The 25698-nt window shown below is 49.4% G+C and carries 23 protein-coding genes and 1 pseudogene; 9 read left to right on the top strand and 15 right to left on the bottom strand.

The window, feature by feature from the left end:
- Positions 1 to 42: 42 nt before the first annotated feature.
- Positions 43 to 504: an antitoxin Xre/MbcA/ParS toxin-binding domain-containing protein gene (locus tag NF212_RS24430; protein ID WP_434361561.1), complete on the top strand. Its 462-nt coding sequence runs from the start codon at positions 43 to 45 to the stop codon at positions 502 to 504.
- Positions 501 to 977, top strand: coding sequence for an RES family NAD+ phosphorylase (locus NF212_RS24425; protein WP_434361559.1), 477 nt, complete (start codon positions 501 to 503; stop codon positions 975 to 977). The genes NF212_RS24430 and NF212_RS24425 overlap by 4 nt, the downstream gene beginning before the upstream one ends.
- A gap of 339 nt (positions 978 to 1316) precedes the next feature.
- On the opposite strand, the gene NF212_RS24420 is transcribed toward NF212_RS24425, so the two are convergent.
- The 6 genes from NF212_RS24420 to NF212_RS24395 form a co-directional block, all read right to left on the bottom strand.
- Positions 1317 to 2108 carry an electron transfer flavoprotein subunit beta gene (locus NF212_RS24420; RefSeq protein ID WP_434361557.1) on the bottom strand — a complete coding sequence of 264 codons (792 nt, stop codon included), beginning with the start codon at positions 2106 to 2108 and terminating at the stop codon, positions 1317 to 1319.
- The gene (locus NF212_RS24415; RefSeq protein ID WP_434361556.1) at positions 2098 to 3348 is read right to left on the bottom strand and encodes an electron transfer flavoprotein subunit alpha/FixB family protein; all 1251 of its coding nucleotides are present in this window, start codon (positions 3346 to 3348) and stop codon (positions 2098 to 2100) included. Before NF212_RS24415 ends, NF212_RS24420 begins: the two co-directional genes overlap by 11 nt.
- Entirely contained in the window at positions 3345 to 5276 is a 1932-nt protein-coding gene (locus NF212_RS24410) for a (Fe-S)-binding protein (protein ID WP_434361554.1), read from the bottom strand. Before NF212_RS24410 ends, NF212_RS24415 begins: the two co-directional genes overlap by 4 nt.
- A 67-nt stretch (positions 5277 to 5343) precedes the next feature.
- Positions 5344 to 7416 carry an FAD-dependent oxidoreductase gene (locus NF212_RS24405; RefSeq protein ID WP_434361552.1) on the bottom strand — a complete coding sequence of 691 codons (2073 nt, stop codon included), beginning with the start codon at positions 7414 to 7416 and terminating at the stop codon, positions 5344 to 5346.
- Between the two features lie 158 nt (positions 7417 to 7574).
- Positions 7575 to 8105, bottom strand: a complete 531-nt coding sequence (locus NF212_RS24400; RefSeq protein WP_434361550.1) for a DUF5943 domain-containing protein — start codon at positions 8103 to 8105, stop codon at positions 7575 to 7577.
- A gap of 49 nt (positions 8106 to 8154) precedes the next feature.
- On the bottom strand, positions 8155 to 9135 hold the full coding sequence (locus NF212_RS24395; protein ID WP_434361548.1) for a dipeptidase: 981 nt from the start codon (positions 9133 to 9135) through the stop codon (positions 8155 to 8157).
- Positions 9136 to 9566: 431 nt separating this feature from the next.
- On the opposite strand from NF212_RS24395, the pseudogene NF212_RS24390 reads away from it, so the two are divergent.
- Both NF212_RS24390 and NF212_RS24385 read left to right on the top strand, forming a co-directional pair.
- A pseudogene (locus tag NF212_RS24390) lies at positions 9567 to 10077 on the top strand (methyl-accepting chemotaxis protein); the annotation flags it as partial.
- The gene (locus NF212_RS24385) at positions 10062 to 11297 is read left to right on the top strand and encodes a methyl-accepting chemotaxis protein (RefSeq protein WP_434362987.1); all 1236 of its coding nucleotides are present in this window, start codon (positions 10062 to 10064) and stop codon (positions 11295 to 11297) included. The pseudogene NF212_RS24390 and the gene NF212_RS24385, both read left to right, overlap by 16 nt.
- Before the next feature lie 45 nt (positions 11298 to 11342).
- On the opposite strand, the gene NF212_RS24380 is transcribed toward NF212_RS24385, so the two are convergent.
- Positions 11343 to 11996, bottom strand: a complete 654-nt coding sequence (locus NF212_RS24380; protein WP_434361547.1) for a glutathione S-transferase family protein — start codon at positions 11994 to 11996, stop codon at positions 11343 to 11345.
- Between the two features lie 114 nt (positions 11997 to 12110).
- Here NF212_RS24380 and NF212_RS24375 point away from each other — a divergent pair, with 114 nt between their 5' ends.
- On the top strand, positions 12111 to 12992 hold the full coding sequence (locus NF212_RS24375; RefSeq protein WP_434361546.1) for a LysR family transcriptional regulator: 882 nt from the start codon (positions 12111 to 12113) through the stop codon (positions 12990 to 12992).
- 60 nt (positions 12993 to 13052) lie between these two features.
- Here the strand turns inward: NF212_RS24375 and fdhA are convergent, their stop codons facing one another.
- Positions 13053 to 14249 (bottom strand): formaldehyde dehydrogenase, glutathione-independent, encoded by a 1197-nt coding sequence (gene fdhA, locus NF212_RS24370; RefSeq protein WP_434361545.1) that lies wholly within the window; start codon positions 14247 to 14249, stop codon positions 13053 to 13055.
- 352 nt (positions 14250 to 14601) lie between these two features.
- Here fdhA and NF212_RS24365 point away from each other — a divergent pair, with 352 nt between their 5' ends.
- Both NF212_RS24365 and NF212_RS24360 read left to right on the top strand, forming a co-directional pair.
- A complete protein-coding gene (locus NF212_RS24365) occupies positions 14602 to 15204 on the top strand; it encodes a hypothetical protein (RefSeq protein WP_434361544.1) in 603 nt (200 codons plus the stop codon).
- Positions 15205 to 15427: 223 nt separating this feature from the next.
- Complete coding sequence (locus tag NF212_RS24360; protein WP_434361543.1) at positions 15428 to 15619, top strand: helix-turn-helix domain-containing protein; 192 nt, start codon at positions 15428 to 15430, stop codon at positions 15617 to 15619.
- Here the strand turns inward: NF212_RS24360 and NF212_RS24355 are convergent, their stop codons facing one another.
- Entirely contained in the window at positions 15620 to 16351 is a 732-nt protein-coding gene (locus NF212_RS24355; protein ID WP_434361542.1) for a helix-turn-helix transcriptional regulator, read from the bottom strand. It lies immediately after the preceding gene.
- Between the two features lie 74 nt (positions 16352 to 16425).
- Between NF212_RS24355 and NF212_RS24350 the strand changes: the two genes are divergently transcribed.
- The gene (locus NF212_RS24350) at positions 16426 to 16740 is read left to right on the top strand and encodes a hypothetical protein (protein ID WP_434361541.1); all 315 of its coding nucleotides are present in this window, start codon (positions 16426 to 16428) and stop codon (positions 16738 to 16740) included.
- Positions 16741 to 16750: 10 nt separating this feature from the next.
- A complete protein-coding gene (locus NF212_RS24345) occupies positions 16751 to 17854 on the top strand; it encodes a DNA alkylation repair protein (protein ID WP_434361540.1) in 1104 nt (367 codons plus the stop codon).
- Between the two features lie 118 nt (positions 17855 to 17972).
- On the opposite strand, the gene purU is transcribed toward NF212_RS24345, so the two are convergent.
- The 6 genes from purU to NF212_RS24315 all read right to left on the bottom strand — a co-directional run bounded on the left by purU (position 17973) and on the right by NF212_RS24315 (position 25668).
- Entirely contained in the window at positions 17973 to 18845 is an 873-nt protein-coding gene (gene purU / locus NF212_RS24340) for a formyltetrahydrofolate deformylase (RefSeq protein WP_434361539.1), read from the bottom strand.
- A 162-nt stretch (positions 18846 to 19007) separates the two neighbouring features.
- On the bottom strand, positions 19008 to 19658 hold the full coding sequence (locus tag NF212_RS24335; protein ID WP_434361538.1) for a sarcosine oxidase subunit gamma: 651 nt from the start codon (positions 19656 to 19658) through the stop codon (positions 19008 to 19010).
- Positions 19651 to 22671: a sarcosine oxidase subunit alpha gene (locus tag NF212_RS24330; protein WP_434361537.1), complete on the bottom strand. Its 3021-nt coding sequence runs from the start codon at positions 22669 to 22671 to the stop codon at positions 19651 to 19653. The genes NF212_RS24335 and NF212_RS24330 overlap by 8 nt, the downstream gene beginning before the upstream one ends.
- A complete protein-coding gene (locus tag NF212_RS24325) occupies positions 22668 to 22964 on the bottom strand; it encodes a sarcosine oxidase subunit delta (protein ID WP_434361536.1) in 297 nt (98 codons plus the stop codon). Before NF212_RS24325 ends, NF212_RS24330 begins: the two co-directional genes overlap by 4 nt.
- A 21-nt stretch (positions 22965 to 22985) precedes the next feature.
- Complete coding sequence (locus NF212_RS24320; protein ID WP_434361535.1) at positions 22986 to 24236, bottom strand: sarcosine oxidase subunit beta family protein; 1251 nt, start codon at positions 24234 to 24236, stop codon at positions 22986 to 22988.
- Between the two features lie 58 nt (positions 24237 to 24294).
- A complete protein-coding gene (locus NF212_RS24315) occupies positions 24295 to 25668 on the bottom strand; it encodes an L-serine ammonia-lyase (protein ID WP_434361534.1) in 1374 nt (457 codons plus the stop codon).
- Positions 25669 to 25698: the final 30 nt, after the last annotated feature.

The raw sequence follows: 25698 nt of genomic DNA, 5'->3' as shown, positions 1-25698 counted from the left end.
GTATTTTTGATGTATAGTTTGTAGAGAGTTAAGGAGGTGCTTATGACAGCGACATATCAGGCAGTAGCGCAATCGCTAAATCAGCCCAGTGCGACATTTATCGGAAAGGTTGGCCTGGAAGTGGATATTTTCAGTAACCGGGCTAAGAAAATTCAGATCATTCGGCAAGGAATTTCCGGTTCAGTGCTTGAGAAGACGGTGAAAGGCTATCCTGAGCAGCGAGCACTGTTTTGTACGGTACTGGGTACCGCCTCTACCAACCTCTCTCGTTTGTACAAAGCTCACCTGGACAAACGTAAATCTGAGGACTTCTTGCACTTACTTGGTGTTTTGATGGCCGTAACGGATTTGTACGAAGGAGATCAGGCATTGGTAGCTGAACTGCTGAATACACGTATTCCAGCGCTTGGTGACCAAAAGCCGGTAGACTTGCTGGATACCTTTGAAGGGCGCGAGCTTGTGAAGGAATACCTGAACAAGCTTTGCTGGGGAGAGTTTATTTGAAACTCTTTCGTATTTGCCCTGAACAGTACTTGGAAAACTACTCCGGACTGGGGGCCAGTTTCCAGGATGGTGCAAGGTGGAACCACCCAGGGATCCCGGTGATGTATTTTTCCCCATCACCGGCTGTTTGCATGCTGGAGATGGCCAACTATCTACCCTCTCCCCGGTTGGTACCCAAAACATACCGACTGGGGACATATGATTTACCGGATACACTAATAGACTCACTGGATCACGACTCTTTACCCGACGACTGGGATGCGTATCCACATGGATTGCAAGCACGGGTGATAGGAACTGAATGGTTGCAGTCGGGCCAAAACGTCGGACTATTGGTACCTTCAGCCGCTGTGCCCAGTGCACTTGAGAATGTGGTATTGGTAAATCCCGCTCATCCCCAGGTCAAAAAGCTAAAACTGGTAGCTTCCACAAGCGAGCTGTTTAACCAAAGGGCCTTTGCTGGCCTGAAATAAGAAACATCGAGCAGACTGTGCGACCGGTATTAAAATAGCTGCCTTCTTTGTCATAACGTTGGCTGGGAGTACAATTTCTGACCACTTTGGCGTCACAATACTCTCGGAGTAAAAATGCCAACCTCTTCTTTTAAATCAAGGAAAGTTCTTTTAAAGCAGGAAAGACAAGTGCCACCCGTGTGATCTTCATTACACTCAATTTGGGGTCCGTCTCTCTAACTGCCAGCCACCCGATTACCTCCCTTCGATATCGTGTTAATTTGGGACGACGCAACTAACAGCTCCTTTATTAATTGCCTCTCAAATTAATACCGGGTTGTCTTCCAACCCGGTATGACGTCAGCGTCGCAGCACCCCTTCTTCCCTGAGAAGTGAAATGATGGCTTTTGCTGCCTCTTCCGGACTAGGATCTTGCATGACCTGCCCACCTTTTGCCTCCGACTTTGCTGTTGCGGCTTTAAACCGGTCTGCTGCCGTTTTCGCTTTCACGACTTTCAAGCGTTTAGGGCGCTTCTTCGCAGGTACCATTTCCCAGGATGCAAGTTTACTGTCTGGCTCAGTCGGAGCGCTTGCTTCGACAATTTCGCCGTCCCGTGAACGGATATAAGCAATCTGCCGGGGTGCTTCTGCTGCTTTATCGACGCTGGCAACGAAGGGGAGTTTGACTTTAATCCGTCTGCGCTGCCCTCGCGGCAATGCTTGCAGAATACTGGCCTCACCATTTTTAATTTCTTCAATTTCGGCAATATTATTGACCATCGGCCATCCAAGGGACTCAGCCAGCAAATACGGGAGCATTCCGGAAGATTCCCCCTGCTCTGCTGTTACACCAGTTAACACGATCCTCGGCAAATTACGTTCGAGATGTTTTGCGATAGCTGGTACAACGTCTGCATAAGGTGATTGGCTTATCACTTCAAGTCGCCCGATACCCATCCCCAGATATTCTCTCAGAGAGGCCTCGCTGGCATCACCTGCATGCAGCACTTCGAGGCTGGAAATATTGTTGTTCAAAGATAAGCCAAGCGCCATTTCCACCGCTCTGGCATCCTGATCTGCGCGACGGTAACGCCCTGTCACCGGATGGCGTCCGACTGACACCAGAACTGTAATTCCCAATTCAGACGGCATGATCCAGTACCTCCTGTCCTTCTTTGCCCAGTTCCCGGTTAATGGCTTCCATCACTGCACTGCTGTCTGCAATAACGCTCAACGACGCACGCTTTATCATGTCGCAGGAAATATCCGTATTAATGGCAATGACCTTTTCGCACTGCCCGATCCCTTGCAGGTGTTGAATTGCTCCTGAAATACCCACGGCGATATACACCCTTGCAGACACCCAGGTGCCGGTTGCTCCTACCTGTGTTGCCCGTGGCATAAACCCATCGTCCACGGCAACCCGGCTCGCCCCTTCTGTTGCCCTGAGGTTTTCGGCTGTCTGGTGAAAAAGGTCCCAATCCTTAACCCCATTCCCACCTGAGAGGATAAATTCCGCCTCTGCCAACGGGATAGATTTCGGGTCGACAGCTATCTGCCCGCAGTCTTGAATGCGGTTAACGGAAAGCGTTGGATGTTCGAGGGACAATGGCAGTGCTTCATGTCGTGTTTCGCTGACCTGATCAGCACATTCCGGTAATACCAACAGTACTTTCTCAGAGGTACGTGTTACCTCTTGCGTGCCGGCACTCGCTTGGCACTGTAATGACTGGTCTTCCCCAACAGCAATAACACCACCCGCAATGCGAAGGCCTGATGAAGCTGCAAAACGTCGCCCTGTATCACCACTGCCAAGAATGCTGTCTGCAAACAACCAGGTGTCAGGCGTATAAATATCTGTAACCTGTTTCAGCGCAGAAAATCGTTTTTCAGGCGAGAACCCGGCAAAATCAGAATCTGGGATTTCAAGCAACCTGTCGACACCGGCTTTATCGAAGCCGGTTTCTTTGTGCTCACCAAAGACAATTGCCAGTACAGCGCCTTTTTTACCCTGGTTACTAGCCAGTTGATGCGCCAGTCCCAGCATATCCTTGTCATGGTCGGAGAGACGGCCCCCGACCATATCCGGTACAACTGCGATGAAGAACTCCGGGTCTATAACCTGATGCAACGGAAGTTCAGGCTCACGTGACGTTGTCACTGAAGACTTACCCACACCGAATGCCCCACCTGTTTCCCCAGCGCTGCGGTCAATTCGACGGATACCATTGGGACCGATGAAACCGACATTACGTGGGTTACGACGAACCAAACCGGTTGGTCCCAACTCGGGACCGCTCAGTTGTGCCATAAGTGCTGCATGTTCCGGGTGAAGCCTGTTCCGGATAATGTGCTCCTGCCGAGGATCCCGGCGTACAGCTTCGTCTCTCATACGCCCTCCTGTACACTTTGTTGGTTTTCCTGACGAACGCCTCCGTCGATAATTCTGCCAGCCAGAATTTCGGCGACATCCATGACCTCAGGCCGGGGTTCGACAACACCTTCGAGCATCAATGCACATTGCGGGCACCCGACAGCGACAACTTCAGCACCAGTCTCCCGAATGTCATTCATGCGCAGGTCTGGAATACGGGTTTTACCCGGAATATCGGTTGTTGGCGCACCACCGCCACCGCCACAGCATCGGGAACGGAATCCGGAGCGCTCCATTTCGTGGTAATTGGCCCCAACAGCATTGAGTAACGCCCTGGGAGCGTCATACCCGCCGTTGTACCGCCCGAGGTAACAAGGATCATGATAGGTAACATTCAGCTTTCCGGCCTGTTCCACAACCAGGTCACCACTCTCGATTAACTTCGATAAATACTGGGTGTGGTGCAACACATCAAAGTGACCACCTAATTCGGGATACTCGTTTTTGAGCACGTGAAATGCGTGAGGATCTGCGGTCACAATGTGCGCAAACTGGTACCGTTGTAAAATAGTGATATTCGTTTTGGCCAAACGCTGAAACGTTGCTTCGTCACCCAGCCGGCGTGCGAGATCGCCGCAATCAAGCTCTTCATTGCCTAGAAAGGCAAAATCGACATTGGCTGCACGCATTAATTTGACCAGTGCGCGTAACGTACGCTGGTTGCGCATATCAAACGCACCGTCTCCCACCCAGAACAACACATCCGCTTTTTTCACTTCAGACATTAACGGGAGTTTTTGGTCTACCGCCCAGTTCGCGCGCTGTTGCGGTGCATAGCCGTTAGGGTTATCCGTTGCGATCAGGTTTTCCAGTGTCACCGCGCCTTTACCCGGCGTTTGGCCCTGCTCCAGTGTCAGATGACGACGCATATCCACGATGGCATCCACATGCTCAATCATCATCGGGCACTCTTCGACGCAAGCCCGGCAAGTTGTGCACGACCATACTGTTTCGGGATCCAGTAAGCCCTCAAAGAGTGGCCGGTTTGCGCCGCCGCAACCCACTTTGTCCTCTTTACCCGGATAAGGACTGCCTGCGTAACCTTCTGTTGTACCACCCGCAAAACCTACCACCATATCCTGAATAAGCTTTTTAGGGTTGAGCGGCTGACCGGATGCAAACGCCGGACAAACTTTTTCACACCGTCCACACTGGACGCACGCATCAAAACCCAATAGCTGGTTCCACTTAAAATCGGAAGGGCGCGCAACGCCGAGGGTTGTTTCTTCCAGGTCGATGGCTTTAAGACCGGTTGAGCGACCACCACCAAAACGCTCCTTACGGCGGTGCCACGCAAGATGGAGCGCGCCAGCAAAAGCGTGCTTCATTGGCCCTCCCCAAGTCATGCCAAACAGAAGCTCAGCCAACCCCAGTGCTACACCTAAAGCCAGCACCGCTGCGATGATCCACCCAATGGCGTTTTCAGGCAGTATCCCCGTATTGGCAACGCTTATCAGGAAAGTGGAGCCGGAGAAGACCATCAGGCTTTTAGGCAAACGCATCCACGGCCCTTTTGAGAGGTTGGACGGCGGATTGTTACGGCGTTTTGCAACGAAAATTGCCCCGGTGAACATAACTGCAGACGTTACTAACAACAACAGGTTTACAAGTGGGTTATAGAGACCAATAACATATGCCAAAACCAGCAGTATCAGTGTAGCGACATAGCCACCTGCCGTTGCAACGTGCGTGTTGGATATGTACTTATCCCGACCGACAACATCGTGCAGGTCATGAAGGTAGCGGCCAGGCATTTTTGCCAAGCCACCAAGTATATTCACCTTTTCTGGGCGGCCCTGACGCCACAGCCGGATTCGGCGGACGGCACCAATAACCGCCAACACGATAGCGGCGGAAATCAGTACGGTAAGAATTTGGGAAAGCATGCATTACCTCCTGCCAGGGCTGCGCGAGGCAGCCCGCCTTAATCCCTGTAAAGCCACAAATTCCAGCTTAGAAGTCCTTACAAAGACGTAACGCATCGTAAATTGCTGCGTGGGTATTACGCTGGGAAACGCAATCACCGATACGGAACAGCAAGTACCCCTCCCGGTTGGCCTCGTCGTGCAGATCAAGGCTTGGCTGTGGCTTGGCGTCGTATTGCGCTTCAATATCGATCTGCCCTTTGTTCACCGAACCCTCTTTGAGCGCGTAATACAGTGCTTCAGACGGCGTAATGCCATTTTCAACCACAACCTGGTCGACAACGCGTTCCTCTTTTTGACCGGTATACTCATTTTCCAGCACGGCAATAAACTTTTCCCCTTCCCGGTAAACCTCCTCCAGCATCATGTCTGATGTCATAATCACTTCCTGCTGGTAAAGGCTACGGTAATAGGTCGGGAAAGTCGTGCCACCGACTGCTGCCCCAGGCTTGATGTCGTCGGTAACCAGTTCAACCAGGGAACCTTTTGATGCCAGGAAGTCCGCCACGGACATACCGGAAAATTCGCAGATAGTGTCATACACCAACACGTTTTTACCCGGTTCTACATCCCCGTTGAGAATATCCCAACTGCTCACAATCATGCCGTCTTCGCCACCCCATTTCGGGTTTTGGGTGATAAAAGGTGTACCACCGACAGCCAGAATGACGACATCCGGGTTAAGTGCCAGAATGGAGTCTGCGCTTGCTTCAGTGTTAAATTGGATATCAACACCCAAGCGAGCCAGTTCGAGCGCAAACCAGCGGGTAATACCGGCGATTTGGTCTCGTTGCGGGGCTTTGGCTGCGAGGGTTATCTGCCCGCCAAGCTCTGGCCCTTTTTCCAGCAGCGTGACATTGTGTCCACGCTCTGCGCTGACACGCGCCGCTTCCATTCCACCCGGGCCTCCGCCGACAACCACCACATTCCTGATAGGGCCGGATGTTTTTTCTATGATATGCGGCATGGTGGATTCTCGGCTGGTGGCAGCATTCTGAATACAAAGCACATCCAAACCCTGGTACTGGCGGTCGATGCAGTAATTGGCACCGACGCACTGGCGTATCTGATCCACCTGATTGAGTTTGATCTTAGTGATCAGGTGCGGATCGGCGATATGTGCACGGGTCATACCAACAAAATCCACATACCCGGCTTCAAGGATACGCTGGGCTTGGTTCGGGTCTTTGATATTCTGCGCATGGATAACGGGTACGTTGACCACTTCCTTAATACCCGCAGCAAGATGCAGGAAAGGTTCTGGCGGGTAACTCATATTCGGAATCACGTTAGCCAGTGTATTGTGTGTGTCACAACCGGAACCTACTACACCAAAGAAATCGACCATGCCGGTTTTATCGTAGTAAGCAGCGATCTGCTTCATGTCATCGTGTGTCAGGCCATCCGGGTGGAATTCATCACCGCAAATACGCATCCCGACAACAAAATCCGGGCCGACTTCCGCACGAATCGCTTCTAGTACGCGCATCCCGAAACGCATTCGGTTTTCAAAAGTACCGCCCCATTCGTCCGTTCGTTTGTTTACCCGTGGGCTCCAAAACTGATCAATAAGGTGCTGGTGAACCGCTGAAATTTCAACACCGTCAAGCCCACCCTCTTTTGCACGACGCGCAGCCTGTGCGTAGTCGCCGATAATGCGTTCAATGTCTTCGATTTCAATAGTTTTACAGGTCGCACGGTGAACCGGCTCACGAATACCACTCGGGCTGAGCAGTGTTGTCCAGTTACCACCATCCCAACGGGAGCGGCGTCCCATGTGGGTGATCTGGATCATGATGTGACCACCATGCTTATGCACTGCATCAGCAAGGTTCTGGAAATGAGGGATAATTCTGTCAGTGGAAAGGTTCACAGACTTCCACCAGCCCTGGGGACTGTCGATGGAAACCACACTGGAGCCACCACAAATACAAAGGCCGCAACCGCCCTTGGACTTTTCTTCGTAGTATTTCACATAGCGCTCGGTTGTCATCCCGTCGTCCGTAGCATAAACCTCGGCATGTGCGGTACTGACTACCCGGTTACGAATAGTGAGTTTGTTGATATTCAATGGCTGGAAAAGTGCATCGAACTGTGACATGACTGCTTCCCTCGCAACGGGCCCGTAAATCCATACCGGGCCCGATTTCTCTGATTTTTGACTGATGCTCACAAAGGTGGATAGCCACCTGCTGTTCTGTCTTTTTGGCGGTACTTCACCTACTGTGGGCGTAGACCGTTTTGTTCAGGTATTAACCTTTAAAGAGGTGCAACCTCAAAAATGCCATAGTCGCAACCGTCCTCGGCTTCACTCTGGCTCTGAATGGCAACAGTACGTACTGGATAGCCCAGGCTTTCGGCTATTTGATCCATTGCACCGGCAAACCATCCGGTAAACATGTAGTCCACCTTTCGGTTTACTTTTCCGTACTGGTAAACGAATGCTGAATGGTCGAGTCTCACCCGTGCAGTCCCGGCTTCAATATCCAACGATTCAATATTGAACAGTCCCCAGCCTCGCTGGGACAGGCGTTTCATATAGTGTTCAAAGACTGCTTCGCCACTGATAGCATGTTCTTCGGCTTCCTTTTCACACCAGTACCACGCAGATTTATAACCGGCTTTATAAAGGATTTCCGCATAGCGGGCTGCACCGAGTTCTTCTTCGATCGCCATATGGTTGTTGACGAAGAAATGGCGGGGTACGTAAAGCATTGGCAGGGCATCGGTAGTCCAGACGCCTGTTTGATCGTCAACCTGAATAGGCATTTCCGGTGCATGTGACGACATCTAACTCACTCCATGTTCTGTTGATTCTGACTGTCAAAACGGGCGTTGCTTATTCGCCCCAAACTTCTTTCAAGATATTTACCCAGTTACCACCCATTACTTTTTGAACTTTTTCTTCGCGCCAACCACGACGCAATAAAGCCTCAGTAAGATTTGGGAATTCACCAACGGTACGAATGCCCTCTGGGTTAACAATTTTGCCGAACTGGGTTAACTCACGGGCATACCCTTTGTCATGGGTCAGCCAATCGAAAAACGCCTGGTCGTGCCCTTGGGTAAAGTCGGTACCGATACCTACGCAATCTTCACCAACGATATTGATGATGTATTCAATTGCCTCGACATAGTCTTCAATGGTCGAGTTAATGCCATTTTTCAGGAAGGGGGCAAACATGGTGACGCCGATAAAACCGCCATGGTCAGCGATAAATTTCAGTTCTTCATCAGACTTGTTACGTGGGTGATCTTTCAAGCCAAGCGGTAAACAATGGGAGTAACAAACTGGCTTTTTAGACTCAAGGATGACTTCTTCAGATGTTTTCGGACCAACGTGGGACAAATCACACATCATCCCTACCCGGTTCATTTCAGCAACGATCTCCCGACCAAACCCAGAGAGCCCGCCATCGCGCTCATAACAGCCGGTGCCCACCAGGTTTTGCGTGTTGTATGCCATCTGGGCAATACCCACCCCGAGCTTTTTGAAAACTTCCACATAACCAATCTGGTCTTCAAAAGCATGGACATTTTGAAACCCGAGGATAATTCCGGTCTTCCCTTCTTCTTTGGCCCTGAAGATATCTTTCGTTGTCTGGACTGGTCTAATCAAGTCCGCATGCTCGGTAAGGTGCTTGTTGAATTCGACGATGTTGTCGACCGTAGCCTGAAAGCCTTCCCACACCGACACAGTACAATTCGCCGCGGTTAGTCCGCCTTTGGCCATATCTTCGAATAACTCGCGCCCCCATTTGGCGATAATAAGGCCGTCGATAACAATAGAATCTTTGTGCAATTGGCGTGCGTCTGACATGCAAGCATCTCCGGTTTAGCTAAGGCTGGGCCTTTAATTACCGGGGGTATTTATCTTTTGAACCCAGTCACAGCGGGTTACTGCAGACAGTTGATAAATAGAGTCCCCGAATGTTCAACTGAGTGTATCTTGCCAATTTGCGTCAAATAGCTTTAAAAACGACAACAGTGTTGCCAACTACGCCATAACTGTTTATTGCAGTGAATCCACCCTTACCTGGCCTCTCTGCCAAGGAAACATCAGGTATTTCTAATTCTTTCCTATACTTGTTACATGTGTGCCGTGTTTCACACCATGGAGAGATGGGAATGAGCCTGCGTGTTATTCTGGTTGGGATGTTTACGCTGATAGTTACGCTGACCTTTTTTACAGGGGCACTGGTCGTCAGAATTGAATCCATTGTCGAAGATTATTCCGCTTCAGCTGAGCGCAGATACCTGTCCTACCAAACAGCTGATGAACTTCGCCAAAGCTCAGATGACCTTACCCGCCTTGCCCGTACATATGTTGTTACCGGCAATCCACTCTTTGAACAGATGTATCAAGCCGTACTGGATATCAGAAACGGCGTCATTCCACGGCCGGAAAAATATCACCTGATTTACTGGGACTTGGTTTCTGAGTTTGGTGACAAACCTAAACCCGACGGTGTCACCATTCCCCTGCAAACACGTATGGAAGAACTAGGCTTCACAGAAACAGAATTTGACCATCTGGCTGAAGCACAAGCCAATTCAGACGGGCTGGTTAATCTGGAAGTGCAGGCAATGAATGCGGTTAAAGGCATTTTTATGAATCCTGAAACCGGTGAATACAACCTGCGCGGTAAGCCAGACCTCGACTTTGCGCGAACTCTATTACACAGCCCTGAATATCATCAGGAAAAAGCGAGGATAATGGCTCCGGTTGATTTGTTCTTCGAAGCAATGGAAAACCGTACCCTCATTGATGCCAAAAACAAACGGGAAGCTGTTTTTGATGCGGTGATTGTCAGCTTAGCAATGGCAGGCGTCGTACTGGTCACTTCCCTGATTGCCTATTTTATCGTCAAGCACTATGTTGCAGGTCCAATTACGCAACTCTACAGATCAGTGCTTAGCCTCCACCATGAGACAGAAAGTAAACTAAAAGGTAATGACAATGCCCTCAGTCAGTTTGAGTATCTTCAAACTCAGACAGAGTCAGCACTCCACAAATTCCGCCAGACAATTGAGCAAGTCAGAAATGCTGCGCATGTGGTAAATCTCGGAGCGTCAGAAATTGCAGCTGGTAATGATGAACTCAGTCGCCGCACCGACAACCAAGCCGCCAGCGTTGTTCAAATATCCGCCAGCCTCAAACAAATGGCCACCGCTACCAAGGAAAATGCTAAAGCCGCCGAAAATGCCGAAAACATTGCCAGAAATGCGCAAAAGCAGTCTGAAGAAGGCAGTGAAGTGGTCAATTCCGCGATAGAGGCTATGGATGCCATTACACAGTCCAGTACAAAAATCAGCAACATATTGGGGGTCATAAATGAAATTGCCTTCCAAACCAACCTCCTCGCACTCAATGCTGCCGTTGAAGCGGCTCGAGCAGGAGAGCAAGGCCGCGGGTTTGCTGTCGTCGCCGGAGAAGTCAGAAATCTTGCACAACGCAGCGCCAGTGCATCAAAAGATATAAAAGTGCTCATCGAAGACAGCCTGGACAAAGTGAAGGTAGGTACACTACATGTTGGACGCACTGGCGATGCACTTGAGGAAATCAGACTGGGTGTCACTGAGGTCAACAAAATCATTGAGCGAGTGACGTCCAATACAAAGGATCAAGCAGAGGGTATCGAGCAAGTAAACCAGTCAATTATCGTTTTGGATGACGTCACTCAACAAAATGCAGCCCTTGTTCAAGAGACCGCAGTATCCAGTTCTAACGTTGCCCAACAGGTTCATGATGTTGTTTCGTTGGTGGCTGCATTTTCTACAGATGTAACCGAACCCAATCAGGTAACGTCAGTCCAAGGTAAAACAAACACAAAGTTAATTCACACAGAAAGCACGCAAGAAGAACCTATCGTTAAACATACTGACGAAACAAACAGCCCTGGCGACACCAAGGACAACCCAAAACTAAAAACGTATAGACGCAATGGATCGTCACCAGAGGATCACTGGGAACACTTTTGACACCTTCCGGTGTTTTGCACTGCCGCCCCCTCGGGCGGCTTTTTTTTAAACTGCCTCTCCGGCTTCATCTTCTGGGATAACCGATTCATCCTTTAATGCTGAATCAAGCCAGGCAACAACAGATTCAGAACGCATTACCCTTTCCATGTATTTCTTTGAACGCGGACTTAACGCTATGCCATAAGTTATAAACCTCATTACCACGGGTATGTACATCGCGTCTGCTATTGAGAACTCTCCAAATAACCAATCATCCTCGGCCTGATAGGTACGCATTTGTTTTGACCATATTTCATCAATCCTGGCAATATCTGTTTTTGCATCGTCTGAAAGCACAACCTTTCTTTTGGCGCGACAGTTCATTGGACACTCATTGCGCAATGCATTGAAACCACTGTGCATTTCGGATGATATTGACCTTGCGATCGCTCGTTGGCCTACGTCGGTTGGCCAGCCTTTACCATCAAGATGCCTTTCACTGATGTACTCGCAAATAGACAGCGAATCCCATACTGCAATGTCTTCATCCACCAACACAGGTACTTTACCTGCACCGGAGTATTGGGATATTTCACTATAAAATGCTTCGGAGAACAGTTGCTGCTCATTTTCGTCAAAAGCGATACCGTTTTCATACAGCATCACCCAGGCGCGCATAGACCAACTGGAGTAATTTTTATTGCCAATGATTAATTCCATTTGTCTTCCCTCACCAGTTAAACCCTGTTCCCCAAGAATGCAGTATTGCCTTTACCGCTTCGAACGAATTATTTTTATAATCAGCATGAGCTTTAGGAATAGGATTTCCCACAAATGGATATCGAATCGCTCCGAACCTTTTTGGCTATCGTTGAAACCGGAAGCTTTACACGAGCTGCAAATCAGGTTTTCCGTACCCAGTCAGCGATCAGCAAACAGATAAACCGGCTTGAAGAGGAAATAGGTGCCCCGCTTTTTGACAGGGATCTACGTCCACTGGCGCCAACACCAACCGGGCAAAGGTTGATATCCAAGGCAAGAACATTAGTGGAACAACACGACGAAGCCCTGCTTTCACTGAGAAAACAAGGTCAGGCACCGGTGATTAAACTGGGTTGCCCGGATGACTATGCAGAAACTGTGTTACCCGTGTTCATCAGCACACTACGGAAAACTATTGGGAATGTTACGATAGAAATCTTATGCGCATCGACCGTGAGGCTCCGATCTCTCCTAGATCGGGGAGAACTGGATATTGCACTGATTACCCGCGCTCCAGATTCGGACGAAGGCTGGTTGCTTTTACGGGACAAGGGATGCTGGGTTTACCCCTCTGCCGACAAAGCCATTTTTGACCGGCGTCCTCTCCCCGTCGCCCTTTTTAATAATGACTGTAAATTTCACGCGTCAGCAGTTGACGGGTTAGGTAAGGCCGGTATCGACTTTTCACTCGTCGCGTTTACCAGCAGTGCTTCGTCTCTTCGTGGGTTGGTACGGCACGGTGTCGCTGTTTCTGCAATGGCGAAATGCAGTGTACCCGGAGACCTCTCAATACTGGCTGATGGTGACTATCCGTCACTCCCGGCTATCGATATTGTTGCAGTGCTTCCTACCGCGCCCCACCCGGTTCTGACGGTATCACTGCTGCAGCAACTCACCCAACAAGTCCAAACCTTCTATTCAGATAAAAACATTGCTGATGCTTTGATTTATTAACTCCCAGTATAAAGGCCACTCGGAAGTGGCCTTTATAGCAGAGTTCGGAGTGACCTTGTATCAGGCAACCATGCCATGAGGGTCAATAACGAATTTCTTCGCTACACCACCATCAAACTCTGCATAGCCTGTGGGCGCCTCATCAAGTGAGATCATTTCAACATTTACTGCTTTTGCTATGTCGATTTTATCCCACAGAATGGCCTGGGAGAGGTTGTGGTGATACTTCATTACAGGGCATTGGCCGGTAACAAAATAGTGGGACTTCGCCCAGCCAAGGCCAATACGAACACCGAGCTGACCCATTTTCGCATCTTCATCCACTGCACCGGGGTCACCTGTGACATAAAGACCCGGAATCCCGATACCACCACCAGCGCGGCAAACTTCCATCATCGTGTTCAGTACAATCGCCGGTTGTTCTTTGTGGCAACTGCAGCCGTGGCTGTGGGCTTCAAACCCAACACAGTCAACAGCACAGTCAACCTCGGGCACGCCAAGGATCTGTTCGATCATCTCAGGAACCGTCGCTTCCTGACGAAGGTCAATGGTTTCACACCCAAAACTGCGCGCCTGGGCCAGACGATCAGGGTTCATGTCACCAACGATAACGCAGGCTGCACCCAACAAATGGCAGGACGCAGCGCATGCAAGGCCAACAGGGCCAGCACCGGCAACATAAACCGTTGAACCGGGCTGAACTCCGGCGGTCACTGCGCCGTGGTAACCGGTTGGGAAGATATCGGAAAGAAGCGTCAGATCTTTGATCTTCTCCAGCGCACGGTCACGGTCGTGGAATTTCAACAAATTAAAATCAGCGTAAGGCACCATCACGTACTCAGACTGACCCCCTACCCAACCCCCCATGTCAACGTAGCCATATGCTGCACCCGGACGCGCTGGATTCACGCTAAGGCAAATACCTGTTTTACCTTCTTTACAGTTACGGCAACGGCCACATGCGATATTGAAAGGAACAGAGACAATATCTCCCACTTCCAGGAATTCAACATCCCGTCCGCACTCTACAACTTGACCGGTAATTTCATGACCCAGTACCAAGCCCGGCTCTGCGGTTGTGCGTCCACGTACCATGTGTTGGTCACTGCCACAAATATTGGTAGTGACGACTTTCAAAATCACGCCGTGCTGACATACACGTTTACCCAACATTAATTCTGGGTAAGAAATAGACTGGACCTCAACGTTGTTCGGCCCCATGTACACGACACCGCGGTTTCCTTGATTTAATGACATAGTGTGTCCTCTCCAGACGTGGTTGTGTTCCAGGTTCTGAATAACATGCAGTGGATACATTAAGTAAACTCACCGCTTCCTGTGCGGACATTACACATATCACTTAAAAACAGCACAATAAATAACCATGTCACATTGACGAATTATTTTGTCGCAATCAGACATCATTCTTTCAATAACGTTATGTTATTACATAACAGCAATATAAATTGAAAACCTGAAATTTCTTACCTTTAAAATTCAATGTGGATTCACCCTTCTTTTTTGCATACATAAATCCCATTTCTTATAGCTGACTTTGCCAAGCATTTGATCTCTATAATGAGCCTTTCCAAGGCGGAGAATAACAACCATGCCAAATACCAGCATCTCTGTAATTCATGAGAAACTTGCCTACATTGAGCCTATCCTCCAGCACTGGATTGAGTGCTCCAATCAATATATAGATACCTGGAATCAATCTGACCTCCCTTACTGGTATAACGAAAGAGCTAACGTAAGCATCCTTGCCGGTGCAGCCTGGAAAGCCGGGTGGACAGCGATAGAAGAGTATCAGGTGCCCAAAACAGACTTGGACAAAACATACATTGGCAGGAATGATTTGTACCTGGCAAACAAAGAGTTGGGAGTTTGTGCTGAAGCCAAAGTTGTCTACATTGATATTAACAGTCCTGAAGATTTTGAAAGCTATGTCAGCCAATCAATGAGCGCAGCGAAAAGGGATGTTGAGGATATTCAAGGCAATGAGGACGACGAACGCCTGGCAATCTCTTTCGTTGTTGGAAAAGTAAAACCAGATGTTGATATGGAAGAAAGTATTAACCGATTTAAAAGAATGGCAACTGAATTCCCAACGCATGCTTACGCAATTTATTGTCCTGATGCAGCTAAAAATCTAACCGCAAAAGACGGTTATTATTATCCAGGTGTTGCAGTTTATATTGAAAAAGTTTAGGGCTGGGTTAAATACAAAACCAAGTATTAACAAAACTAAAAATTACAAACACTCGCGCATTAGCGACAGATTTGTATAGATTTACGTCAAATTAAATTAAATTAAAGATATCACGTAAACTTACCCCCAGAACTTCATCTTACCGTAAAAGATAAACCTCACCTTGAAACCATTAAAAAGGGGGCCAAATTAGCCCCCGACACCATTTAGTCTATGCAGAGGAATGCTAGCGAGTGAATTCACAAATCCCACAGGCAAAACCATACCTGATCCTGACCAGAGCTTGCAGGATATCGAATACCATCACGTCATCCGGGTTCTCGACAGTGTTGGTGGCCACAAAGGACAGGCATGTGAAATACTGAAAATCAGCCGTCCCCGGTTGCAACGTATTCTAGAGCGAAAGGAGGGCTAGTTAGATAAAGTCGACACCTTCAAGGCAACCTTCAAAGTAACTCAGAGGAAGTAAACGAAATTCCTGTTCCAAGATTTCCGTGGCCTTGATACGGTCACACCGGAAGGTACGCACATCGTTACGCCATTCATCCCAGGCCACCACGTACCAAACCGGCGGTGACAACAACAAGTAATGTGGCTGTATTGTTCTGGTTGTATTACTGCGCTTTTCATCACAGTAGCGAATAGTGAGTTTTTGTTGGTGCAAAAAAGCCTGGTGCAACTCAGCAGCAATTTTCCCATTTGAATGCGAAAAGCCCGACAGAACTCCAATTGACGCTGACGGGGCGATCAAAATCCTGGACTTGAGCACGGAAACTTTTTCTTTCAATGCCGGGGAGAATGACGCAATCAACTTGCTCCGCACTCCGTCGAGGTTAGCCATAAACATTGGGGATTCCATCTGTTCTGCTATAGCAAGCGTAATAAGAAGATCAACCGCTTCTGTATAATTTAGCCTGATTCGGCCTATTCCCCACTCACGATGCAGGCGAATTCCTCCGCCCCTTCCCCGCTCTGCTTCAACCGGCACACCTTGTTCGCGGAGTATGTCAATGTCGCGGCTGACCGTCCGAACACTGATTCCCAACTCCTCCGCAATGCCCTTGACGGTCAGGGGTTCCCCGGACTTTAACCGTGCTTCAAGCAAATCAAGGCGTTGGAGGCGATTAACTGTTGATGATTTTTTCATCAATCAAATATGTCACAAAATGACCGCTTATTAAATATCCTGAAGTTGTTGCCCACCCAATCAAGGAGTGAACCATGAATCCAGTCACTGTATTTGCGCCTATCCGGCTTGCCGAAGGAAAAACGGAAAACGACCTCATCGCAGCATCTGAGAAATTCCAGGCTCAGTTTGTCTCGTTACAAGCAGGCGTATTACGTCGTGAACTCATCCGCACTGGTTCCGGTGAATATATTGATATCGTCCAGTTCCGCAGTGAAGAAGACGCAGTAAAAGTGATAGAAGCAGAGATGACGTCACCTGCATGCCACGAATTCTTCTCAGTCATGGATATTGATGATACTGACGGAGGCCTCGATTTTTACCCATCTCTCCATACTTACGAACAATAGCGGGCACCCAATGGAACTATTAAAAAACAAAATATCTCCCCAATTTGTTGATGAGATCGCCAACAGCCTTATTGGGAATATTGAGGATTTTGATAAAGATGCCTTTTGTAAAAGGGTTTGCAACAAGCTTGAATCCCTTGAGCTCAAAGATCGCCTTTTGTTGATAACCGAAGAGCTTTATCAAATTTTTCCCTCCGACATTGATACACGGAATGCAACATTAAAAGATGTAATCTGCCAGCTTGACTCCGAAGGAAACCCCTTGCTTTGGGGCTGGAAAGTACTGCCGTTTAATGGGGTTATCGGTCAACATGGCACTCTTCGTTTTGAGGAATCCCTTAACATGCTTAAAGGGACAACAGAGCGCTTTTCTTCAGAGTTTGATGTCCGATACTACCTGTTATACGACTTGGAAAAAGCTCTGGCGATAATGGAAAGCTGGGTGACGGATCCTAACCATCATGTGCGCAGGCTGGTTTCGGAAGGGACACGTCCACGTCTCCCCTGGGCGATGCAGTTACCGGCCTTAATTAAGGACCCGTCACCCATACTTCCGCTGCTGGAAAAGCTTCGTGATGATGAATCCGAGTATGTCAGGCGCTCAGTGGCTAACAACCTAAATGACATATCTAAAGATCATCCCGACCTGGTAGCCGCAATCGCAGATCAATGGATACAAGGAGCGGACAAGAACCGGAAGCGGTTGGTTAAACATGCATGCCGGACATTAATTAAAAATGGTCACTCAGGTGCCATGTCTGTCTTTGGCTTCCAGCTGCCAGAGCTGGATATCTTTCGCCTAAGTGTTGAAACCCCACGCGTACAGTTCGGGAATAACGTTGTTTTCTCGGCGATCCTGGGTTCTGAAGCGAAAAACAGCCAGCTGCTTGTTATCGATTACGTGATGCATTTTGTAAAAAATAACGGCAAACAGTCTGCAAAAGTATTCAAATGGAAGACTGTCACGCTGAAATCCGGGGAAACAATCGAGATTTCCCGTTCACACGCTATCAAGCCGATAACGACACGAAAGTATTACCCTGGCAGCCAAGGCATTTCATTGAGAATTAACGGACAGGATTACGGAAATACCGCATTTGAATTGGTGATGTAATGCAGCCCACACCCTTTCTGATTTGAAGTTCAGACAAGATTAGACTGGCATGACTATGCTGTTGTGCCAGTCCGATTCATGCACAGCTCACGCTACCGGCAAATTAATCCTGATGGCATTACGAACGTCCAAATACGATGGTTTTATCTTTTGATAGGAACACGCGTTTTTCAATGTGGAACTGGATTGCCCTTGACAGCGTCAGGGATTCTACATCCATCCCTTTCTTAGCCAGATCTGCCGGTGTATATGTGTGATCGACAGTTTCCATACCCTGGGTAATGATCGGCCCTTCATCCAGGTCGTCACTGACATAGTGAGCCGTAGCCCCAACCATTTTAACCCCTTTGTTATAGGCCTGGTGATATGGCTTGGCACCTTTAAAACCCGGTAGCAGTGAATGGTGTATGTTTATGGCTTTCCCGCTCCAGCGCGCGCACATATCCTCAGACAGTACCTGCATGTAGCGGGCAAGAATCAGCAGTTCGCAGTCTGTGTCCTCCAACACTTTCTGGACCTTTGCTTCCTGTTCCGGTTTAGTGTCTGCGGTTATTGGAAAATGGTGGTAAGGAATTTGGTGCCACTCGGTTAAGGAACGAAGATCTGGGTGGTTGGAAATCACGGCCCGTATATCCACTTCAAGATTACCTGTCCGGTAACGGTACAAGAGATCGTTCAGGCAGTGATCATATTTTGAAACCATGATCACTACCTTGGGTTTATACGAAGAAGGCGTCAGTTCCCATCGCATTTCAAAAGGCTTTAGTCGCCCGGACAACCCTTCACAAAATGATTGTTCATCAAGCAAACCATGGTTTTCCATACGGAAAACAACCCTAATAAAAAACCGCTGTTCCATCGCATCATCAAAGGAGTTTAATTCTGTCACGTAGCAACCGGATTCAAACAGAAAACGGGTTAATACGTCCACAGTACCTGACCGGCTGGGACAATTTGCTGTCAGGATATAGGTAGGTCCATTTTGCTCCATACACATTCCCTTCTGTTGTTATTGTTATTTTAAAAAAACACTTACAGGAAAGTTGGGAGGATGTGAGTCCAATTCCACCCGAGGATGAGATCTTCCCTGTAAGTGAAAAACGAGAGGATGCGTGAAGGCTTGCAAAAAATAGAAAGACTTCACGCTTTCTTTTTATTTATAAGCCAGTCCGTACTCCCGGCTGGCATCTACCAGCCAAAGCCAAAGATAATCGGCAAAGCTGCGACGAATGATTAGCTCAACACTGTCTTCGCTGACACGGCGCATCTGAACCTGGGCTTTTGCCAATACAGTGCCAATACATTTCCCTACAGGAAATTTTCGCATGTCGACATCATATGGCGTCGATTTCTTCAGCACCTGCATGGCATTAGGGCCGGACAAGGTGACCAGGGTTTGCCCCCCACTCACGTCCGTGACAGCAAAATGTCCTTCCAGGTTCTGCCGCAAACTCTGTTCAATATCAGCAGCTTTCCCGCGTTCCCCGATAACCAGCCATTCATCAGGCGCCAGCCAGAAAACACGGGTAGTATCATTTTCTGATGATGCCCCGGCTTCCAAAGGCAGGCCTAGACCCAGCGCCTTCCTCGCTCCCTCGATAAACTCCGGATTAGCAGGGTTTCCCCGTAACACCAGATGCGAGAGGCCAACCTCTTCGTTAATGAACACAGTGGGTGCCGGAACTTGCTGCCCCAATATTTCCACGTGATGAAGTGGGGATTCAAAGCGCGGTTGCCATTTGCCGCCAACTGTCCTTTCTGCGACATTGCCAGTATTACTCTCAACCGTGGTGACATCAGACATTTTGTCTCTCCCCTTTTGGATCGTAGAACACACTTGCGGAAATTTCGGCTTCAATGGTTCGGCCGTCAGCCAGCGGGAAATAGACTTTCTCCCCCGTTTTGGCTAATCCACCCTTAATCACGCCCAAGGCAATAGAACGTCCTAAACAGGCGCTGTAATAACTAGATGTAACATGGCCAACCATTGTCATCGGGATTGGCTGTTCAGGGTCAAAAACAGCCTGGGCCCCTTCCGGAATCACTTCATTCGGGTCTTTGGTCAGGATACCGACAAACTCTTTTCGGTCAGTACGCCTGTTGTCATCCCTAGTCCATGAACGTTTGCCGATGTAGCTGAACTCCTTGGTTTTACCCACTATCCAGTCCATCGCCATATCCTGCGGAGAAACAGAACCGTCTGTATCCTGCCCGGCAATAATGAACCCTTTTTCTGCGCGCAGGATATGCATAGTTTCGGTGCCGTAAGGCGTAATATTGAACTCGGCACCAGCCGCCATCACCTGTTCCCACACGTAAAGGCCATAGTTAGCCTGGACATTGATTTCGAACGACAGCTCACCGGTAAAGCTGATACGGAAAACACGGGCTTCAACCCCGGCGACATTCATTGTCTGCCAGCTCATATACGGAAAGCCTTCGTTGGTTACATCATGGCCATCAACAAGCTTTTCCAACACCTTGCGGCTATTAGGGCCTGAAATGGTCATCGTCGCCCAGTGGTCTGTAACGCTTGAGAAATAGACTTCCAGCTCTGGCCATTCGGTCTGGTGCCACAACTCCAGCCATTGCAGAACCGCAGCCGCACCACCCGACGTGGTTGTCATGATGAAGTGGTTGTCATCAATGCAGGATGTCACTCCATCATCAAAGATCATGCCGTCTTCTTTACACATGATGCCGTAGCGGCAACGACCTGGGGCAAGCTTAGTCCAGGCATTGGTATAGATCCGGTTCAGGAATTCCCTTGCGTCTTTACCCTGGATATCGATCTTACCCAGTGTAGATGCATCAAGTATCCCCACACTTTGCCGGGTGGAGAGGCATTCCCTGTTGAGCGCTTCCTGCATGGACTCTCCCTCTTTAGGGAAATACCATGGGCGCTTCCACTGCCCAACATCCTCGAACTTGGCACCATGTTGCAAGTGCCAAATATGCATGGCAGTAAAACGGGATGGATCGAACAGGTGTCCGGCATCGCGGCCGGCAAGTGCCCCGAAGGTAACCGGTGTGTACATCGGGCGGAAAATTGTAGTGCCTGTTTGCTCGATCGTCTGGTTCATCGCTTTTGCAGCGATTGCCATTCCATTGATATTGGATGTTTTTCCCTGGTCAGTACCGAAACCCAGTGCCGTGTAACGTTTCACATGTTCAATAGACTGGTAGCCTTCACGTGTTGCCAGCTCAATGCCCGCGGCGGTAACGTCATTCTGGTAATCCACAAATTGCTTGGGTGCACGGCTGGTGGGCTTTGTGTGCGGTACATGGTACAGCGCCATTGCTGATGCCTCTTGCGGGTCATCAACAACTGGCACTGCAAAGTTGGCTTCAATCAATGCGCCTTCCAACGCCTCACCGGCAGCTAAACCGGCCCCAGCCCCTTCCTGAAGGACATCTCCTAATTGGTAGGTTCCAAGGATTCCCCCGGCACACAGTTGTTTTTGAACTGTAGCACCCGGCACAAACCCGGCAATATCATTGCGCCAAACCGGTCGCCCACCTGAATGGCACGAGAGGTGGACAACCGGACTCCAGCCACCTGAACTGGCAACGGTGTCGCATTGCAGTTGGTTTACAGCCCCTGTGACAGCGTCACCTTCTGGATTGATACGGGCTATATCGACACTGCTGACACGCTTCTTGCCGTTAACATTTATCACTGCCTGACCGGTAAGCACTTTGATTCCGAGATTGCGAGCTTTGGCAGGCAACTCCCCAGTGGCTTCTTGCCGGGTATCTACAATGGCAACCACTTCACGACCTGCGTTGTACCAATCAATCGCAGCATTGTACGCATGATCATTTGCGGTCATCAGAACAAGTTTGTCTCCAGGTACGACTGCATACCGGTTAATATAGGTCGAAACGGCTGACGCCAGCATGCACCCCGGCACGTCGTTGTTTCCAAACACTAACGGGCGTTCGAGGGAACCCGTTGCAAGGATAACCCGCCGGGCTCGAATACGGTGCAGGCGCTGTCGGGCTCCCGGAATGCTCTCTCCAAGGTGATCCGTACGCCGTTCTACCGCACCAACGAAATTCTGGTCGTAATAGCCAAATGCGGTAGTACGCGGCATGACGGTTACGTCAGGGTCCTTGTGGAGCATCTGAACCGTTTCTGAAACCCATTTAGAAGCTGATTTGCCATCAAAATCTGCCGTTGAAGAGAGCAAGCACCCGCCAAACTCATTTTGTTCATCAACAATAATCACCCTAAGGCCGGACCCACTCAATGTACGGGCGGCTGAAAGCCCCGCAGGTCCACCGCCAACAATCAGTACATCACAGTGATGGTTCATCTTGTCATAGGTGTCTGGATCGTATTCTGTTGGGACGCGGCCGAGGCCAGCAGCTTTACGAATGTACTTTTCATACGTCGGCCACATGCTTTCCGGGTACATAAAGGTTTTGTAATAAAAACCCGGCGGCATCATGGACCCACCAACTTTCCCGAATGTTTCCATGACATCGAAGTCGACATTTGGCCATCCGGCAACGCTGGTAGCATTCAGGTTGTTGTACAACTCCGCCTGCGTGGCACGAATATTCGGGATCGTGGTACGTTCGCTGCTGCCCACCTGTAAGATTGCATTCGGCTCCTCGGCACCTGAACCAAGAATGCCGCGCGGGCGGGAATATTTAAAACTGCGCCCAACCACATCCACACCGTTTGCAATTAATGCAGATGCAATCGTGTCGCCTTCGTAACCCTGATAGGTCTTACCATTGAACGTAAAATGTAGAACTGACTGGCGGTTTACTCTTCCGCCGGTATCCAGTCTGTTTTGCTGGCTCATCCCTGGGCCTCCTTTGTGCGAGACGGTGGCTGCTCGCCCATTTTGTAAACTTCTTCAATTTCGTAAGTTACGGTGTTGCGCGTAACATTGAAAAACTTCCTGCAACCTGCGGCGTGATACCACATTTCGTGGTGGCTGCCCTTGATGTTCTTACGGTGGAACAGGTATCGACCCCACTCATTGTCACTCAGGCTTTCTGGGTCCAAAGGCCGTTCGATATGGGCCTCGCCACCATAAGAAAACTCTTCCTCTTCCCGCGTTTCGCCACAGTAAGGGCAGTAAATATGTAACATGTCGGATTCCCTCCTGTGGTATTAGTGTGCGACACCAGCTGCGCCGTGTTCATCAATCAAATGGCCGGTAACAAAACGGTCAATATTGAACGGTTTAGCCAGTGGGTGCGGGTCATCTTTCGCAATAGTGTGCGCGAACACATTGCCGGATCCTGGTGTGGCTTTGAAACCGCCGGTCCCCCAGCCACAGTTAAAATAGAGGCCTTTAATGTGGGTTTTGCTGATAATTGGGCAAGCATCGGGGCATGTATCAACAATCCCGCCCCAATGACGGTTCAGCCTAACCCGGCTGACAATGGGGAACATTTCAATAATCGCTGCGATGGTATGTTCAATAACCGGGAATGATCCCCGCTGGCCATATCCAAGATAACTGTCGATACCGGCACCGATCACCAAGTCTCCTTTGTCAGACTGGCTCATGTAGCCATGTACATGGTTAGACATCACAACGGTATCCAGACAAGGTTTAAGCGGCTCTGAAACCATCGCCTGCAAAGGATGGGACTCCAGAGGAAGTGTCATATTGACCATTTTTGCCAGTTCACCGGAGTTACCCGCCGCTACGCATGCCACTTTCTTGCCGGCAATAAAGCCTCGCTTGGTGTCCACACCCTGAACCTGACCCTCACTTACACGGATGCCAGTGACTTCATTTTGCTGGATCAGGTCTACCCCAAGTTGATCAGCAGCCCTTGCGAAACCCCAAGCCACAGCATCATGTCGGGCTGTACCACCACGCGGCTGCCAACTCGCTCCAAGAACTGGGTAACGCGCATCCGGCGAGCAGTTCAGAATAGGAACCAGTTCCTGAACCTCGGCAGTGTTCAATACTTCGCTGTCAATACCGTTAAGGCGGTTTGCATTTACGCGGCGTTCAATGTCGCGCATGTCCTGGAGTGTATGTCCCAGGTTAAGCACACCACGCTGGCTGAACATCAGGTTGTAATTCAGGTCCTGCGAAAGCCCTTCCCACAGCTTCATCGCATGTTCATAAAGATGAGCAGCTTCATCCCAGAGGTAATTTGAACGCACAATTGTGGTGTTACGCGCAGTGTTACCACCACCCAGGTAGCCTTTCTCCACGACCGCAACATTTGTAATACCGTGCTCCTTAGCCAGGTAGTACGCAGTTGCAAGTCCGTGGCCGCCTCCACCAATAATAATTACGTCGTATTCTTTTTTTGGTGTGGGATTGCGCCAAGCCCGCTGCCAGTTTTCATGGTAGCTGAGGGCATGTTTAAACAACCCAAAACCGGAATAGTTACTCATCTCTTACCTTCCCTAGAATTGCGTGACGGAGCGGCCGCCACGCCTGAAACGGGTTTTATCAGCACTCGATAACGTTGACGGCCAGACCGCCACGCGACGTTTCCTTGTACTTATCCATCATGTCTTTACCGGTATCACGCATGGTCCGGATAACATCATCAAGTGAAACAAAATGTTCACCGTCACCCTGGAGAGCCATAGAAGCCGCATTAATCGCCTTCACAGATGCCATGGCATTTCTTTCAATGCAGGGAACCTGTACCAAACCACCAATGGGGTCACACGTCAGCCCAAGGTTATGTTCCATACCAATTTCTGCCGCATTCTCAACTTGCTCCGGTGTACCGCCCAGCGCTTCCGCCAGTCCACCTGCTGCCATAGCACAGGCTGAACCGACTTCTCCCTGACAGCCCACCTCAGCACCAGAGATGGACGCATTCATCTTGAACAGTGCACCAATGGCTGAAGCTGTGAGCAGGAAACGGATCACTCCTTCTTCGTCAGCGTCATCACAGAAATTGATGTAGTAATGCAATACAGCAGGGATAATGCCGGCTGCGCCGTTAGTCGGTGCAGTAACTATGCGTCCCCCACCGGCATTTTCTTCATTCACGGCCAGAGCATATAAATTGACCCAGTCCATGGCTGCCAGATGCCGGTTCTTACCCGTCGCATTTTCCTTCAATTTGGTATGGAGTGCCGCTGCCCTGCGTTTTACGTTTAACCCACCCGGCAGCGTCCCTTGCTGGCTGATACCTCGTTTCACACATGCCTGCATTGTTTGCCAAATCTCAAGAATGCCTTCTCGCACCTCATTTTCCGGCCTGATGGTTTTTTCATTTTCCATCATGAGGTCACTGATCCGCTTTCCGGTAACACGACACATCGAAAGAAGCTGGGCTGCGCTGGAAAATGGGTGAGGCACCTCGACATTCTGTTCATCCAATGGCTGCTCAATTTCGGTTTCATCTAACACGAAACCGCCACCCACACTGTAATAGACTTTGGAAAGCAAGACAGTTCCTGAGCAATCTGTAGCAGTCAGCCGCATACCGTTGGGATGGTGTGGTAAGTTTTCCAGCGGTATATATTTCATGTCGTTTTCGTAGCTGTATGCCAATTCGAACCCGCCACCAAGGTTTAACGTACCGTTTTTCTGGATGCTTTCCAGACGTGGTTCAACTGAATCAGGATCAATGCATTCAGGGGTATCCCCTTCCAGTCCCATCAGGATCGCCGGTCCAGTGCCATGTCCCACACCGGTTGCCCCTAAAGACCCATATAACTCACATACCACACGTGACACCGTCACTATCAGTTTATCTTCGGACAACTGCTCTACAAATGTTTTGGCAGCCCGCATTGGTCCAACCGTGTGGGAACTTGAAGGCCCAATACCGATTTTCAACATATCAAACAGGCTGATAGCCATGGTATGTTCCTCAGGCCGGGGTAAACCCGG

This window comes from Parasalinivibrio latis, from assembly GCF_036825535.1.
GTDB classification, from domain to species: domain Bacteria; phylum Pseudomonadota; class Gammaproteobacteria; order Enterobacterales; family Vibrionaceae; genus Parasalinivibrio; species Parasalinivibrio latis.
Note: the sequence above shows the minus strand (reverse complement) of the source record. Positions and strands in the feature narration are given on the sequence as shown.

Excerpts from the sequence above, each read along its gene's own strand:
- NF212_RS24375 (WP_434361546.1), top strand. The coding sequence starts at position 12,111 with ATGGATATCGAATCGCTCCGAACCTTTTTGGCTATCGTTGAAACCGGA.
- NF212_RS24345 (WP_434361540.1), top strand. The coding sequence starts at position 16,751 with ATGGAACTATTAAAAAACAAAATATCTCCCCAATTTGTTGATGAGATC.
- NF212_RS24400 (WP_434361550.1), bottom strand. The coding sequence starts at position 8,105 with ATGTCGTCACATGCACCGGAAATGCCTATTCAGGTTGACGATCAAACA.
- NF212_RS24320 (WP_434361535.1), bottom strand. The coding sequence starts at position 24,236 with ATGAGTAACTATTCCGGTTTTGGGTTGTTTAAACATGCCCTCAGCTAC.
- NF212_RS24325 (WP_434361536.1), bottom strand. The coding sequence starts at position 22,964 with ATGTTACATATTTACTGCCCTTACTGTGGCGAAACGCGGGAAGAGGAA.
- fdhA (WP_434361545.1), bottom strand. The coding sequence starts at position 14,249 with ATGTCATTAAATCAAGGAAACCGCGGTGTCGTGTACATGGGGCCGAAC.
- NF212_RS24360 (WP_434361543.1), top strand. The coding sequence starts at position 15,428 with ATGCTAGCGAGTGAATTCACAAATCCCACAGGCAAAACCATACCTGAT.
- NF212_RS24315 (WP_434361534.1), bottom strand. The coding sequence starts at position 25,668 with ATGGCTATCAGCCTGTTTGATATGTTGAAAATCGGTATTGGGCCTTCA.
- NF212_RS24330 (WP_434361537.1), bottom strand. The coding sequence starts at position 22,671 with ATGAGCCAGCAAAACAGACTGGATACCGGCGGAAGAGTAAACCGCCAG.
- NF212_RS24420 (WP_434361557.1), bottom strand. The coding sequence starts at position 2,108 with ATGCCGTCTGAATTGGGAATTACAGTTCTGGTGTCAGTCGGACGCCAT.
- NF212_RS24410 (WP_434361554.1), bottom strand. The coding sequence starts at position 5,276 with ATGCTTTCCCAAATTCTTACCGTACTGATTTCCGCCGCTATCGTGTTG.
- NF212_RS24430 (WP_434361561.1), top strand. The coding sequence starts at position 43 with ATGACAGCGACATATCAGGCAGTAGCGCAATCGCTAAATCAGCCCAGT.
- purU (WP_434361539.1), bottom strand. The coding sequence starts at position 18,845 with ATGGAGCAAAATGGACCTACCTATATCCTGACAGCAAATTGTCCCAGC.
- NF212_RS24380 (WP_434361547.1), bottom strand. The coding sequence starts at position 11,996 with ATGGAATTAATCATTGGCAATAAAAATTACTCCAGTTGGTCTATGCGC.
- NF212_RS24395 (WP_434361548.1), bottom strand. The coding sequence starts at position 9,135 with ATGTCAGACGCACGCCAATTGCACAAAGATTCTATTGTTATCGACGGC.
- NF212_RS24415 (WP_434361556.1), bottom strand. The coding sequence starts at position 3,348 with ATGAGAGACGAAGCTGTACGCCGGGATCCTCGGCAGGAGCACATTATC.
- NF212_RS24365 (WP_434361544.1), top strand. The coding sequence starts at position 14,602 with ATGCCAAATACCAGCATCTCTGTAATTCATGAGAAACTTGCCTACATT.
- NF212_RS24355 (WP_434361542.1), bottom strand. The coding sequence starts at position 16,351 with ATGAAAAAATCATCAACAGTTAATCGCCTCCAACGCCTTGATTTGCTT.
- NF212_RS24350 (WP_434361541.1), top strand. The coding sequence starts at position 16,426 with ATGAATCCAGTCACTGTATTTGCGCCTATCCGGCTTGCCGAAGGAAAA.
- NF212_RS24335 (WP_434361538.1), bottom strand. The coding sequence starts at position 19,658 with ATGTCTGATGTCACCACGGTTGAGAGTAATACTGGCAATGTCGCAGAA.
- NF212_RS24405 (WP_434361552.1), bottom strand. The coding sequence starts at position 7,416 with ATGTCACAGTTCGATGCACTTTTCCAGCCATTGAATATCAACAAACTC.
- NF212_RS24385 (WP_434362987.1), top strand. The coding sequence starts at position 10,062 with ATGGAAAACCGTACCCTCATTGATGCCAAAAACAAACGGGAAGCTGTT.